The organism is Polaribacter marinaquae, from assembly GCF_038019025.1.
GTDB classification, from domain to species: domain Bacteria; phylum Bacteroidota; class Bacteroidia; order Flavobacteriales; family Flavobacteriaceae; genus Polaribacter; species Polaribacter marinaquae.
Map to the genome: position 1 here is coordinate 1,751,146 of NZ_CP150496.1, position 14,066 is coordinate 1,765,211.

At 28.9% G+C, this 14,066-nt stretch carries 14 protein-coding genes; 5 read left to right on the top strand and 9 right to left on the bottom strand.

Features of this window, described 5'->3' with window-relative positions:
• Positions 1 to 7: 7 nt before the first annotated feature.
• The gene (locus WG950_RS08020) at positions 8 to 1,537 is read right to left on the bottom strand and encodes an Rne/Rng family ribonuclease (protein WP_077810883.1); all 1,530 of its coding nucleotides are present in this window, start codon (positions 1,535 to 1,537) and stop codon (positions 8 to 10) included.
• Between the two features lie 327 nt (positions 1,538 to 1,864).
• Entirely contained in the window at positions 1,865 to 2,155 is a 291-nt protein-coding gene (locus WG950_RS08025; RefSeq protein ID WP_077810882.1) for an HU family DNA-binding protein, read from the bottom strand.
• Positions 2,156 to 2,296: 141 nt separating this feature from the next.
• Between WG950_RS08025 and mutY the strand changes: the two genes are divergently transcribed.
• From mutY to WG950_RS08050, 5 genes are all read left to right on the top strand, one after another.
• Positions 2,297 to 3,340, top strand: a complete 1,044-nt coding sequence (gene mutY / locus WG950_RS08030) for an A/G-specific adenine glycosylase (RefSeq protein ID WP_340931518.1) — start codon at positions 2,297 to 2,299, stop codon at positions 3,338 to 3,340.
• Positions 3,341 to 3,381: 41 nt separating this feature from the next.
• A complete protein-coding gene (locus tag WG950_RS08035) occupies positions 3,382 to 3,822 on the top strand; it encodes a single-stranded DNA-binding protein (RefSeq protein WP_340931519.1) in 441 nt (146 codons plus the stop codon).
• Positions 3,823 to 3,845: 23 nt separating this feature from the next.
• Positions 3,846 to 5,174, top strand: coding sequence for a gliding motility-associated protein GldE (gldE, locus tag WG950_RS08040; RefSeq protein WP_172830874.1), 1,329 nt, complete (start codon positions 3,846 to 3,848; stop codon positions 5,172 to 5,174).
• The gene (gene gldD, locus WG950_RS08045) at positions 5,167 to 5,718 is read left to right on the top strand and encodes a gliding motility lipoprotein GldD (RefSeq protein WP_340931520.1); all 552 of its coding nucleotides are present in this window, start codon (positions 5,167 to 5,169) and stop codon (positions 5,716 to 5,718) included. The genes gldE and gldD overlap by 8 nt, the downstream gene beginning before the upstream one ends.
• Positions 5,719 to 5,818: 100 nt before the next feature.
• The gene (locus WG950_RS08050) at positions 5,819 to 7,408 is read left to right on the top strand and encodes a hypothetical protein (protein WP_340931521.1); all 1,590 of its coding nucleotides are present in this window, start codon (positions 5,819 to 5,821) and stop codon (positions 7,406 to 7,408) included.
• A gap of 38 nt (positions 7,409 to 7,446) precedes the next feature.
• Here WG950_RS08050 and WG950_RS08055 read toward each other — a convergent pair whose 3' ends face one another.
• Genes WG950_RS08055 through WG950_RS08085 form a run of 7 tightly spaced genes read right to left on the bottom strand, consistent with a single transcriptional unit; the run spans position 7,447 to position 14,049 of the window.
• Positions 7,447 to 9,216 (bottom strand): MutS-related protein, encoded by a 1,770-nt coding sequence (locus tag WG950_RS08055; protein ID WP_340931522.1) that lies wholly within the window; start codon positions 9,214 to 9,216, stop codon positions 7,447 to 7,449.
• A gap of 9 nt (positions 9,217 to 9,225) precedes the next feature.
• Entirely contained in the window at positions 9,226 to 10,305 is a 1,080-nt protein-coding gene (locus tag WG950_RS08060; protein WP_340931524.1) for a HesA/MoeB/ThiF family protein, read from the bottom strand.
• Positions 10,306 to 11,409 carry an NTP transferase domain-containing protein gene (locus WG950_RS08065; RefSeq protein ID WP_340931525.1) on the bottom strand — a complete coding sequence of 368 codons (1,104 nt, stop codon included), beginning with the start codon at positions 11,407 to 11,409 and terminating at the stop codon, positions 10,306 to 10,308.
• The gene (gene moaC, locus WG950_RS08070; protein WP_340931527.1) at positions 11,396 to 11,878 is read right to left on the bottom strand and encodes a cyclic pyranopterin monophosphate synthase MoaC; all 483 of its coding nucleotides are present in this window, start codon (positions 11,876 to 11,878) and stop codon (positions 11,396 to 11,398) included. The genes WG950_RS08065 and moaC overlap by 14 nt, the downstream gene beginning before the upstream one ends.
• Positions 11,879 to 11,933: 55 nt before the next feature.
• Entirely contained in the window at positions 11,934 to 12,260 is a 327-nt protein-coding gene (locus WG950_RS08075) for a four helix bundle protein (RefSeq protein ID WP_340931529.1), read from the bottom strand.
• Between the two features lie 47 nt (positions 12,261 to 12,307).
• The gene (locus tag WG950_RS08080) at positions 12,308 to 13,495 is read right to left on the bottom strand and encodes a molybdopterin molybdotransferase MoeA (RefSeq protein ID WP_340931531.1); all 1,188 of its coding nucleotides are present in this window, start codon (positions 13,493 to 13,495) and stop codon (positions 12,308 to 12,310) included.
• Positions 13,492 to 14,049, bottom strand: a complete 558-nt coding sequence (locus WG950_RS08085; RefSeq protein ID WP_340931533.1) for a GRAM domain-containing protein — start codon at positions 14,047 to 14,049, stop codon at positions 13,492 to 13,494. The genes WG950_RS08080 and WG950_RS08085 overlap by 4 nt, the downstream gene beginning before the upstream one ends.
• Positions 14,050 to 14,066: the final 17 nt, after the last annotated feature.

Below are 14,066 nucleotides of genomic sequence, written 5' to 3' on the forward strand. Positions count from 1 at the left end.
CTATTAATTAATCTCTAGGAGATTTAAATTTATAGTGTAAGTATGTGTAAGCATCTCTAGGTATAATAGTAATCCACTTTTTATGTTTTAAATACCATTTAAAACGTATAGAATTTACGCCTTTTAATAAATAGGCAGCAATAAAAGGATGCAAGTGTAATTGAATCTTTTTATTCTTTGGATTAGAAATAAACTTTTCTAAATCTGCTTCTATCTTGTCTAATAAGACAATTGGCGCTTCTACATCTCCGTTTTTGTTTGGGTTGGCTTCGGTAGTTTTTATACTTAACTCTGGTCTTACCCTTTGTCTTGTAATTTGTACCAATCCAAATTTACTTGGAGGTAATATTTTGTGTTTTGTTCTATCTAAAGCCATTTGCTCTTTCAAGTGCTGGTAAAGTTTGTTTCTGTTTTCAGCTTTATGCATATCAATAAAATCAACAACTATAATTCCGCCCATATCTCGCAATTGCAATTGACGAGCAATTTCTGTTGCAGAAATTAAATTTACTTCTAATGCAGTATCTTCTTGAGAGCCAGCTTTATTAGAACGGTTTCCGCTATTTACATCAATAACATGTAATGCTTCTGTGTGCTCTATAACTAAATAGGCACCTTTACTCATAGAAACTGTTTTACCAAACGATGTTTTTATTTGTCTTTCTATTCCATATTTTTCGAAAATAGGAGTTTCCGATCTGTGTAACTTCACTATTTTTTCTTTTTCTGGATAAATTTCTTGTAGATATTCTTTAATTTCTACTTTTAGAGTTTCATCATTTGTAACAATACTTGTAAAAGTTTCATTCATAACATCTCTTAATATAGAAGATGCTCTGTTTAACTCGCTTAAGATTTTAGTTGGTGTGTTTGTATTTGCTATACTTTTACACATTCTTTTCCAGCGATCTAATGAGTTTTGCAAATCTTTGTCTAGTTCTGCTACTTTTTTACCTTCGGCAACAGTTCTTAAAATAACACCAAACCCTTTTGGTTTAATGCTTTTTGCTAATCTTTTTAATCGTTCTTTTTCTTTTGGGTCTGCTATTTTTTGTGATACAGAAACTCTGTTAGAAAAAGGAACTAACACCAAAAATCTACCTGCTATAGACAACTCAGAACTTAATCTTGGTCCTTTTGTAGAAATTGGTTCTTTTACAATTTGTACCAACAGGTTTTGCCCTGTTTTAAGTACATCATTAATACTACCGTCTTTGTTAATGTCTTCCTCAAATCGGAAGTTTTTTAGAGTGAACTCTTTATACTTACCTGTGCTTACTTTCTTAATGAATGCATTTAATGAGTTTACTTGCGCTCCTAAATCATGATAATGTAAAAACCCGTCTTTTGGGTAACCTACATTTACAAAAGAGGCATTTAAACCTGTTAATACTTTTCCTATTTTGGCTAAAAAAATATCGCCAACAGAAAATTTATTCCCAGTTGTTTCATTATTTAATTCAATAAGTTTTCCATCTCTTAATAAGGCAAAATCAATATCAGATGAATTCGAACGAATTATTAATTCTGTTTTCATGCTGAATTTGGTTTTAACACTGCACTTAATTGTGCAGATGGATTAATATTGTAAGGTATTTTTAATACCGTGAGAAAATTTACAGCCTTACACAGCTAATAAATTTTCTAATGTCAATGAACTTTTTGTTTGTTTGGTTGATTGTTTTTTCGTCTAAATAATAAACGAAAAAGTAAGCGAATGCTTACTTTTTCTTGTGTCTATTTGCTCTAGCTCTTTTCTTTCTTTTGTGCGTAGAGATCTTAGCTCTCTTTCTTTTTTTACCACTTGGCATAATGTCTGTTGTTTTATAAACCTTTTTTTATTTAGGTTTAGATTAGTATTTTGTTATTTTACTACTACTTTACTTTTAACTCCTTCTGTAAAAGTTTTAGCTGGTTTAAAAGCTGGTATATTATGTGCAGGAATCTTAATAGTTGTATTCTTAGAAATATTTCTACCAGTCTTTTCTGCTCTTGTTTTGATAATAAAGCTACCAAAACCTCTTAAATAAACGTTATCGCCATTTTCTAATGCACCTTTAACTTCAGTCATAAATGCTTCCACAGTTGCCAAAACATCTGTTTTTTCAATTCCTGATTTATCTGAAATTTTCGATACGATATCTGCTTTCGTCATGTCTCTATTTTTACTATATTTTTATTAATTTACTTTCAAAAATGCGGATGCAAATATATGATAATTAATCAATTCCAAAAAGATAAAGACTTAAATTTATGTGAATTTTAAAATGTAATATTGCAAATCTATTTTTTATTCATGAAATTTTCTAACACATTAATATACTGGTACTTACAAAACAACAGAGAATTGCCTTGGCGCAAAACTAAGAATCCATATTTTATTTGGCTAAGCGAAATCATGCTACAGCAAACAAGAGTTGCGCAAGGTTTGTCTTATTATCTGAAATTTACAAGCAGTTTTCCAACAGTTTTTGACCTTGCAAATGCAGACGAAAGTACCGTTTTAAAAATGTGGCAAGGTTTGGGTTATTACTCTAGAGCAAGAAATTTACATTATTCTGCAAAAGTTATTGCAAATGAATTAAACGGCGAATTTCCTTCTACATATAAAGAGATCATAAAACTAAAAGGAATTGGAGATTATACAGCATCTGCAATTGCTTCTATTTGCTTTAATGAACCCGCAGCGGTTGTAGATGGTAATGTTTACAGAGTACTTTCTAGATATTACGGCATTAATACACCAATAAATTCAACAAAAGGAATTAAAGAATTTAAAATTTTAGCACAATCTTTAATAGACACAAAGCAACCAGGTACTTTTAACCAAGCAATAATGGATTTTGGTGCGTTGCACTGCAAACCTCAAAATCCGTTATGTGATTCTTGCCCTTTAGCAGACAGTTGTGTCGCTTTAGAAAAAAAACTTACTAAAGAACTACCTATTAAAGAGAAGAAAATTAAAATTAAAAAAAGGTTTTTTAACTTTATGGTTATTAAAACCCAAGACAACAAAACAATTATCGAAGAAAGAAAAGGCAAAGGTATTTGGCAAGGTTTGTATCAATTTCCTTTAATTGAAAGTAATAAAAACCTAAATAAAGAAGATTTAATAGCTACTGATGATTTTAAAAATCTTTTTCCTGATGAAACCACGATATCATTATTTAATCAAAAAGAAATTGTACATAAACTTTCTCATCAGCATTTATATACACAATTCTGGATTGTAGAAACCAACAAACATAAAAACGCAACCACACTTTGGCAAAATATTCAAGATTTTCCTGTACCTATATTAATTGCTAATTTTTTAGAGGCATTCGACGTTAAAAAGTAATTGATATTTTTAGTACATTTGATTAGTTAAACAATATTATTATGGCAGCAGGTACAATAAATAAAGTTATACTTATTGGTAATTTAGGTGACGATGTTAAAATGCATTATTTTGATGACAAAAATAGTGTTGGTCGCTTTCCTATTGCAACATCAGAAAGTTATACAAATAAACAAACCGGAGAAAAAGTAACCAATACAGATTGGCATAATATTGTTGTAAGAAATAAGTTAGCAGAAATTTGCGAAAAATACTTATCTAAAGGAGATAAGGTTTATGTTGAAGGAAAACTTAAAAACAGGCAATGGGAACAAGATGGCGTAAAACGCTACTCTACAGAGGTTCTTGTTTCTGAAATGACGATGTTATCATCTAAGAAGAATTCTGAAAACAACACAATGGCTGCACAACAAAATACACCAGTACAAAATACACCTAAGCCAATTGTTCAAGAAGAAGAAAGTGACGATTTACCATTTTAATTACTAATTAATAACACATAATTTTGGATCCAGATCCCAATCATATATTTATATTTTTAGCATCAATAGACCTTTTTACAACTTTAAATAGCATTGCTTTAATTGCATTACTAATTAGTTCTGCTTTAATTTCTGGCTCTGAAATTGCATTTTTTTCACTTTCTCAAACAGATTTAAACGAACTTTCTAATAACGGTAAAGAAGAAAACATAGTAGTTACATTATTAGAAAAACCAAGAAAGTTATTAGCAACAATTTTAATAACCAATAATTTTATAAATATTTTAATTGTTTTATTATTTGCTTCTTTAGCAGAAACACTTTTTGGCAGTTTTAACTTTACTTTAAACCTTTACTTATTTACAGTTTCTATTCGTTTTTTACTAGAAATTATTTTAGTAACCTTTTTAATTTTACTTTTTGGTGAAGTTTTACCAAAAGTTTATGCATCTAGAAATGCTTTAGGCTTTTCTAGGAAAATGTCTAAATTTATTAAGTCTGTTAGCTTTTTACTTACACCTTTTAGTATGCCTTTAATTGCTATTACAAAATGGGTAGAGAAAAAATTTGGTAGCAAAGCAAGTAATTTTTCTGTAGAAACACTTTCGCAGGCTTTAGAATTAACATCACAAGGCGCAACTAGTAAAGACGAACAAAAGATTTTAGAAGGTATTGTTAACTTTGGTAATACAGAAACGGTTCAGATAATGAAACCAAGAATCGATATTTTTGCAATTTCTGATGATGAGTCTTACGAAGAAGTTTTAAATAAGATTTTGGTAAATGGTTATTCTAGAAATCCTGTTTATAAAGAAAGTATAGACAATATTATTGGTGTTTTATATGCTAAAGACTTGTTAGCTCATTTAAATAAGAAGTCATTTAAATGGCAAAATCTACTAAGAGAACCATTTTTTGTACCAGAAAATAAAAAGTTAGACGATTTACTTAGCGATTTTAGAGCAAAGAAAAATCATTTAGCCATTGTTGTAGATGAGTACGGTGGCACAAGTGGTTTAGTAACTTTAGAAGATGTTATAGAAGAAATTGTTGGCGATATTAATGATGAATTTGATGATGATGATTTATCATATTCTAAAATAGACGATAATAATTACATTTTCGAAGGCAAAACTTCTATAAAAGATTTTTGCAAAGTTTTAGATGATGAAGACGAAGAAATTTTTGAAGAAGAGAAAGGAGAAAGTGAAACCTTGGCTGGTTTTATTTTAGAGATTTCTGGTAAGTTTCCTAAAAAAGGAGAAAAAATAATTTTTAAAAATTATACGTTTACCATAGAAGCACTCGATAAAAAAAGAATTAAACAAGTAAAAGCTACAAGAAATGCGTAATATTTTATTATTACTTTTTATAACAACTTTTCTTTCTTGTAAAGAAGATGTGTTGCCAAAACCTAAAGCTTATCTTAGTCTAAAATACCCAAAAAAAGAGTATAAAACTTTAGATCTTAAAAGACCATATACCTTTAACGTTTTAAAACACGCTAAAATAATTAACGAAAAAAACAATTGGATAACTATTAAATATCCGAAGTTAAAAGCATCAATAGACATCACATATAGACCTGTTAATAATAACATACAAGAACTATTAACAGAAGCAGAAAAACTAGTCTTTAAACACACTACAAAAGCAGAACAAATTATACCCAAAGACTTTTTAAACGACACAAAAAAAGTATACGGTAGCATGTACGAAATTACTGGTAATGCAGCGTCTAACATACAGTTTCATGTTACAGATAGTACAAAAAACTTCTTAAAAGGTTCTTTATATTTTTACGCAAAACCAAACTATGATTCTATTTTGCCTGCAGTAGATTATGTAAAAGAAGATATTTTACACTTAATAGAAACTTTAGAGTGGCAAAATTAAATTTCAAGTAAATTTACCTAGTTTATAAAACAGCTATAACAACGCTAATTTTCTAATAGATTTTTTCGGTTATTTGACAAACTAACCAAACTTATCTATCATGAAAATTAATTTATCAAAAATTTTTGGTGCTTTATTACTGATTTTCTTATTCAATTCTTGCAAAGAAAAAGTTTCTAATACTGTTTTTCCAGAATATGTTTTAAAAATTACGCAAGCAAAAAACACAAATGCACCTGCATTGCAATCTTTTACCCATGCCGAATCTTTAGATGGTAAAGAGTGGCTTTTGTTTGCAGGAAGAACAAACTCTTTAGACTCTTTAAACGGCGGAATTCATAATTTAAACGGAAACTATGCTGGTTCTTCTTTTACAAAATCTTCTTACAACGATGTTATTTATGTTTATAATCCTGCAAAAGATGAAGTTTCTGGTAGCTTAACACTTACAGATTTCATTTCTGTAATTGAAAACAAATACAACACAATTAGAGATGGTGTTCCTGCACAATCAAATCCACTTTATCAATTATTACAAACAGTAAAAGAAAACTCAACCATCTTTAAAAACTCAAATGCCTTGGTTAAACAAGATGGAAATTACTTATACACACTTGGCGGCTATGGACCTGCAGATTTTTCTGATCTTAAAAAAGGTTTTACAACTTACAATCATGTTGCCAAAATAAATGTTAGTAATCTAATAAAACTAGTAAAAGAAAAAACATTAAGCGAAAATGAGTGGGCAGATTTACTAAGAGTTGGTAAAAATGATACATTAGTTAGTACAGGTGGCGAATTGTATATTCTCGATGATGTTCTATACCTTTCTTTAGGTCATAGTTTTGGAAATAGTGCTCCAAAATTTTCTGAAGGTCAAAAATATGTAGATGCAGTTTATCCTTTCTCTTTAACTAATAATAGTGAAAACATAGCTACTTTAGACGTTAAGGTAAAAGAACCAATATCAGATATTAGTGACCCAACAAGTAATGCTTCAGACAATATTTCAGTTTTTAGAAGAAGAGATGGACCAATTTTACCATCACTATATAAAAACCCTGATAATAATTCAATAGAAAAAAGCATTGCTATTTATGCCGGAGTTTTTAAACCAGGAGAAACTTTAGAAGCATGGAATGATGCAATTTATGTGCATCCTAATTGGGCAAATAATAACAGTAAATTATACACATACGATACTGCTTACAATCAAAAAAACTTTAATGTTTATTCTTGTCCGAGTGTAGTTTTATTTGATGCTAATAACAATTATTTACAGTCTTTTTTAATTGGCGGAATTGGTGATGGCAAACGCGCTCCGAAACATCATTTATCTGGATTTACAAATTCTAGTGTTCAGATTTCTATGGATATTAGCAGTTTACCTTTAAAAAGCACTCCAAAAACGCTTGACTATAATGTTTTTACAGATCAAGATGAAAATTCGGCTCCATTTTATGGCGCAGAAGCAATTATGTTTCCTAATAGAGAAATAACTTACAGTAAATATTCTGATGAAATTATAGATGTTGCAAAGAGTTTTTCTTCGGATAAAAAAACAATTGAAGTTGGCTATATATTTGGCGGAATAGAAGCTTTTGAATCGAATCCAGGAACTTATGGTGCAAATAAATCGCAAGCATCTAACAAAATCTGGAAAGTAGAAATCACAAAAAACAGTATTTAAAAACCAAAAAAAAGGTAGCTTAACTAAGCTACCTTTTTTTAAATTATTTCCATTTTTTGCAACAAGAAAGAGGCGTTCATATTTTTACAAATTCCGTCTTTTAAAGTATAATCAAAATGCAACTCATTATTTACTATTTCTGCATCAAAATAATAGTTTTTTATATCTTTAAATTCATTTTCTAATGCGCATAAACTTACATCATGCGTTGCAATTATTCCTGTAGATTTAGATTTCGATAATTTTTCTACAAACTTTTTAGATCCAATTGCCTTGTCTTTACTATTCGTTCCTTTTAAAATTTCGTCTAAAATGATAAAATAATCTTCGTTTTCAATTTGATCTACTATAAATTTTAATCGCTTTAATTCAGAATAAAAATAAGACTCATCTTCTGTTAAAGAATCTGTGGTACGCATACTAGTAATAAGCTTAATTGGTGCATATTTATAACTTTTAGCACAAACAGGTAAACCACAATTTGCCATAACAATACTTAAAGAAACAGTTCTTAAAAAAGTACTTTTACCAGCCATATTTGCACCAGTAACAATAAAAAATGCTTCTTTTTTTATTGAAAAATCATTGTCAACCCTTTTTGAAGCATTTAACAAAGGATGCCCTAAATTTTCACCATCGATTACATTCTGATGAGAAACTATTTCTGGAAAAACAAAGTTAGGTTTGTTAAAAGTAAAATTGGCTAAAGAATTTTTAGCATCAAAAAAAGCAACCACTTCAAACCATTTTTCAACAACATGTTTATAGTTAGAAATCCATTTTTCTACTTTGCATGCATTGTAAATTTCAGTTAAAAACAAACCGTTACCTAAAACAGCAATTAAAATATTATTTCTTTGATCGAACGTATCTAAAATTCTTGCAAATTCTTTAAATATTTTTGATGCTTTTTTTGATTCAGAATTAATAATCGTTTGTTTTTCTACTAATATTTCTGAATCAAATTTTTCATTCTCTATCTCATTTAATAAAACATGATATTGCTTAAAGGTTTCTCTAACTTTATCGGTTTCAGAATATAGATTACTGGTTTTTTTTAAAAATCTACCTGTTATAAAAAGACCTATAAAAAACCAAAATATTAAATAAGAAAAGGGTAAAAATCCCAATGAAATTAAACCAATAAGTGCTATAGAAATCAAAGAAAATACTACCTGAACTTTCGATAAAACCTTAGGAAATAAACTTTTATAATTAGAAAACCACGATACTATAAAATTTGAATTTGTTTTAACAGAAACTAAACTTGCCAAAGCAGCAAAATTTTGTCTCCAAATAGCTTTTTCAGACAATTCTTTAATTGCTTTTTGTTTACTTTCAATAAAAGTTGTTACATTTTCTGATAATAACTTTGCTAAAAAACGTTTACCATCTATTGTTTTGGTTCTGTTTATATTCTGAAAAAAAGATCCTTTACCAAACAAATCGATGTCGTTACTATAAAAATGTGTAGGATTTATAAATTCCTCACCTGTTTCTAAATGATGAAATTCTCCATTTGCTACACTAATTTCATCTTTATTTATAGCTATTTTTGCATTTATAATTGCTCTTTTTCGTTGTAAATCTATGTGTTTAACTACTAAAAAGCTAAATAAAACTGCACCTAAAAACCCAACAATAAAAATATCTGGATAAGCGCCTAAAGTTAGATATATTAAAAGAAAAGTTCCTATAAAAACAGCAAATCTAAAAACACTTAAGTTGATAGATTTTCTTTTTAAACTAGCTGCTTCGTCTTCTAATTCCTTTTTTGTATTTATATAAAAATCTAGTACTTTACTCATTAATAATATTTATTTGTAAGAAGAAATTCCGCCAGTTAAACTTAAAACTTCTAAATCTGGATACTCTTTTTTTAATCTTTTAGTAGCTCTATAACTGTTTAAACCACGCTGACAAACCATAACATACGTTTTATTTTTATCAACCTTAATTTCTGATGCTTTAAATTTATTAATATGAATCGTTTGCTGTACTTTAAACGGTAATTTTAGATTATTTAAAACTGCAATAATTTCTAAATTCTCATCGCCCAATCTATTTTTTAATTGTTCTGATGTTATTTGCCAATCTAAATTCTGGCCAGAACAAGCGGCATCAACATACGTTTGAACCTTAAATAGTTTCGTGATTTTATCTTTTAAAACTGATGTTTTTAGCTTCATTTTTAATTGTGTGTTTTGCAACGAATTGTAAATTAACAATTCATTTATTAACGGATTTCCTATGCCAGTTATCAATTTTAAAACCTCATTAACTTGTGCAATCGCAATAATACCAACAATAGCATTTAAGGTACCTGCTTCTTCACAATTAGGTATATCTGTTGCCATTTTAGGAAAAGCATCTCTTAAATTGGCAGAATAACTACCGTCTTTTTGCTGTACATTAAACGTAGCCACATAACCATCAAACTTATATAAAGAACCATAAACCAAAGGCTTACTTTTAATTACACAAGCATCGTTTATTAAATATTTGGTAGGTAAAGAATCTGTACCATCAATAACAACATCTACGTTTTCTATCAGTTCTAAAACGTTATTTTTTGTAATTGGTTTGTTTGTAAAACTTACCTCTGTAAATGGCGCTCTTTTTTTTATAAATTCTGATAAAACTGCTGCTTTCGATTTTCCTAAATCTTCTAAACTATAAAAAACTTGACGATGTAAATTTGTAACATCAACGGTGTCAAAATCAATTAAATGCATTTTTCCAATTCCGCTTGATGCTAAATACACCGCAATCGGACTTCCTAAACCACCGCAACCAACTACTAAAACAGAAGCTTTTTGCAATTTTTCTTGCCCAATTTCACCAATTTCTGCTAAAGTAATTTGACGTTTAAAAAGTTGATTTTTCTCTATTTTCATTTATGAACTAATCTCTTCTTTAGCTGCTCTATATTCTTCTGGTGTATTTACATTTCTAATAAAATCATCATCAATTTCTACAATTTCAACATCAGAATTGATTAACATTTTTCTAGGACAAGAATACCCTTGCGCCAAATATTGTAATAATAATGGATATGCTTTTGGCTCGTAAATAGTAATTAATGGCTCTGGAAAATCTTTATTTTTCCCTTTAATTGCCGTGGCAACTTTAGACGAATTTCTACGTTCTAAAACTAATTTTATAATACTTTCATCTACAAAAGGAAGATCTGTTGCTAAAACAAACCAAGCAGAATTTGGATCTTTCTGAAAAGCAGAACAAATTCCGCCAAAAGGACCTAAATCGATAAATCTATCTGCTATCTCACTTTCATTTTCTGCTTTTTGTACAGAATAAAAAGTCTCTAAATTATTAATTTCTAAAAGTGTTTTTGCCACTTCTTTTTGAGGTTTTCCAAAATAATTGAGTTCAGATTTATCTTTACCCATTCTTGTACTTTTACCGCCAACTAAAACCAACCCTTTTATTGGTGCAATTTTTTCTTGAATTAAATTGTTTATGTGATTAGAAATTGCATCGACTTCATCAATCGAATAACATATTTTATTTTTAATATTTGGATATTTTTCAACTAAAAAGTCAAAAAATTCGGTCTCAGAATTCAGTTTTATAATAAACTGTATATTATCTAATTGCGACAACCTTTTTAATACAGAAGCTTCTTTAGCTTCGTCTAAAATTAAAATTTGTTTGGCTCCTTGGTAATGATTTCCGTTGATAAAAACATAATCAAACTGGGCAAAATCTAATCTTTGTTGATATTTATTTAAGTTTCCTGTAGTTGTAATTTGCAGGTTTCCTTGATGATGAAAGACATATTCTGACAATTGATTTCCTTCTACATTCTTCGCGTGAGAAGCATCAAAATAGGCCAATTTATAACTTGGCAACTTTCTAGATACTTGATGTACTAAATCTGAAATTACGCTACAATTTGCACCTAAAATAGAAATTTCATTAGGCGCATGGTTATCGTTATTTCTTCTTTCTAAATTTGTATGTTTGCTATGCTTTTTCATTTTTAATATCAGATTTTCCGCCTGTTTTTTCTAACAATTTCACTTCTTTAATTACCATTTTCTGACTGATGCTTTTACACATATCATAAATAGTTAAACACGTAATATTTGCGCCGGTCAAAGCTTCCATTTCAACACCTGTTTTACCTGTTATTGTCACTTTACACAACACTTCTATATTTTCTGAATCTACAATTTCAATATCTACATCGACTCCGTTAATTAGCAAAGGGTGACACATTGGAATTAAATCAGAAGTCTTCTTTACACCCTGAATTCCTGCAATAATTGCAGTTTGAAAAACGGGTCCTTTTTTAGTAACTAACTCATCATTTGTAAAATTCGCAATTACTTCTTTTCCTAAAAACATAGTTGCTTTAGCAATAGCTGTTCTTTTGGTAATTTTCTTATCAGAAACATTTACCATTTTAGGATTTCCTTTTTTGTTGATGTGGGTAAAATTGCTCAATATAATAGTTTTAAATGTTGAGTGCTTAGTTTTTAGTTAGATTCTGTTGAGATGTTTAAACTATAGAAGTTAAAATTCTAATCAATTCATCAATATCCAAAATTAATGAATTCACATTTAGTTTTGTTAATTCACTTTCATTTAATAATCGTAACCAGTATTTAGTTTCTCTTGCTTCTTTTGATGAAATTGACATTTTAGCTGTAAAATCTCTTTTACTTTGACCTGCAAGTGCTTCTTCTATATTTGCACCAATTGAAGTTCCACTTCTTAAAATTTGATTTGAAATTACAAATTCCTTCTCTTTTTGCAGCATTTTATAGAGTGATATTATTTTTAATGAAAACTGAAAACTCTTTTTCTGAACAATACTTTCTTTCATAGCCTTAATCTAACTGATCACTCAAAACTAAACATTAAAAACTATAATTAGCGATATCTTATAATTGGATAATTTTCTCCGGTTTTGAATTCAGTTTTATCGTTTGGTAATTGAATAAAAGCATCTGCATTAACCAAACTTGCCAAATCTCCAGAACCATTTCCTTTTACCGGAAAAGCTACTAAGTGTCCAAATTTACTTTTTAATTTTACTTGTAAAAAAAACTCTAAATTGGGTTTAAATGATACATTTTCACCTAAAATTGCAGTTTCTTCTTCTGTTTCTAATCCTGTAGATTTATAATACCAAGGATAAAAATACGCCAAACAATTTACAAATGTTGAGATGGGATTTCCAGGAAACCCAAAGATATTACATTCATTAGTTTTTCCATAGAAAAAAGGTTTTCCCGGTCTTTGCGCTACTTTATGAAACAATTTTTCAATACCCAATTCCTCAAAAACTTCTGGCAAAAAATCGTATTTACCTTTGCTAACTGCACCACTAAAAAGTAACACATCATAATCTTTTAAAAAACCTTTTATTTTTTGCTTTAAAATGGGTTTATCATCTGTAATATGAGCTGTATCGGAAGAAATTTTTAATCTTTCTAACAAAGAAACCAACGTAAAAACATTACTTCTTCTAATTTGATGTTTTAACGGAATTTCGTTTACGCCAACCAATTCATCTCCCGTAGAAACAATCATTACTTTTGGTTGTTTTGCAACTTTTACTGTTGATTTACCAACCGTTGCTAAAACACCAATTTCTGCCGCTGAAATTATTTTATTTTCTGATATTAAAACATCATCAACCTTTCTATCTTTTCCTTTTGCATGCACATTCTGACAATCATTTATTTTATTAATATTGATTGTTGCAATTCCGTTTTTAAGCGTAACATCTTCATAACGAATTACTGTATTTGCATTGTTTGGTAAAACAGCGCCTGTCATAACTTCAATACAATTTTCTTTGTTTTGAAGCGTCATTTGTTCAATTCCCGCAGCTTGTATTCCTTCTACTTTAAAATCTCCTTGTCCGTTTTTAAATGCGTTAAAATCGATACAAATTCCATCCATAGAAACTCTATTAAATGGCGGAAAGTCTCTATCTGCAAGAATATTTTCTTTTAAAATTCTACCCACAGATTTTAGAAACGGAACTTCTTCTACTCCGAAGTTATAGGCTGAATTTAAAATTATATCCTTTGCATCTTTAACTAAAATCATACGTTTAATTTATCTAGAATATTTTTTAATTCAACATTTCTGTTATTCACAACAAAACAATATTCATCACCCTTTTTGGTAGTTATTTTGATTCCATTATCTCTTAACTTGAAGGTTTTTCTTTTTGTAACAGAAACTATGTCATTATAATCAATATTTGTCTGTCCTTTTTGGATATTTAAAGAATGGCTTTTAAAAATCAATCTTTGATTCGTTAAAAATATTTTACCTCCAACCCCTTCAAACCCTCTAAATAAGTTTGCAAAAATTTCATCTTCAGAATTTTCATTATCAAGCAAATCAGGGATAATATTGTTAATTTTATTTCCAAACATTTTATTCATTACCCAAGGAAACAAGAGAACAAACAAAATTCCAAATAACAGACCTTGAATAATTGCACTAGTTATACTTAGGCTATCGTTTAAGAAATAAATTGATGTACCATATGCAAGAGAAGTTAAAAATATCCCGAAAACCTTCTGTTTCCAGGTCAAATCTAGCTTAAATTCTTTTTTAGAATATTGTTTTTTGTGACTAATATTATTTTCCATAATTATTTTTTTATCTT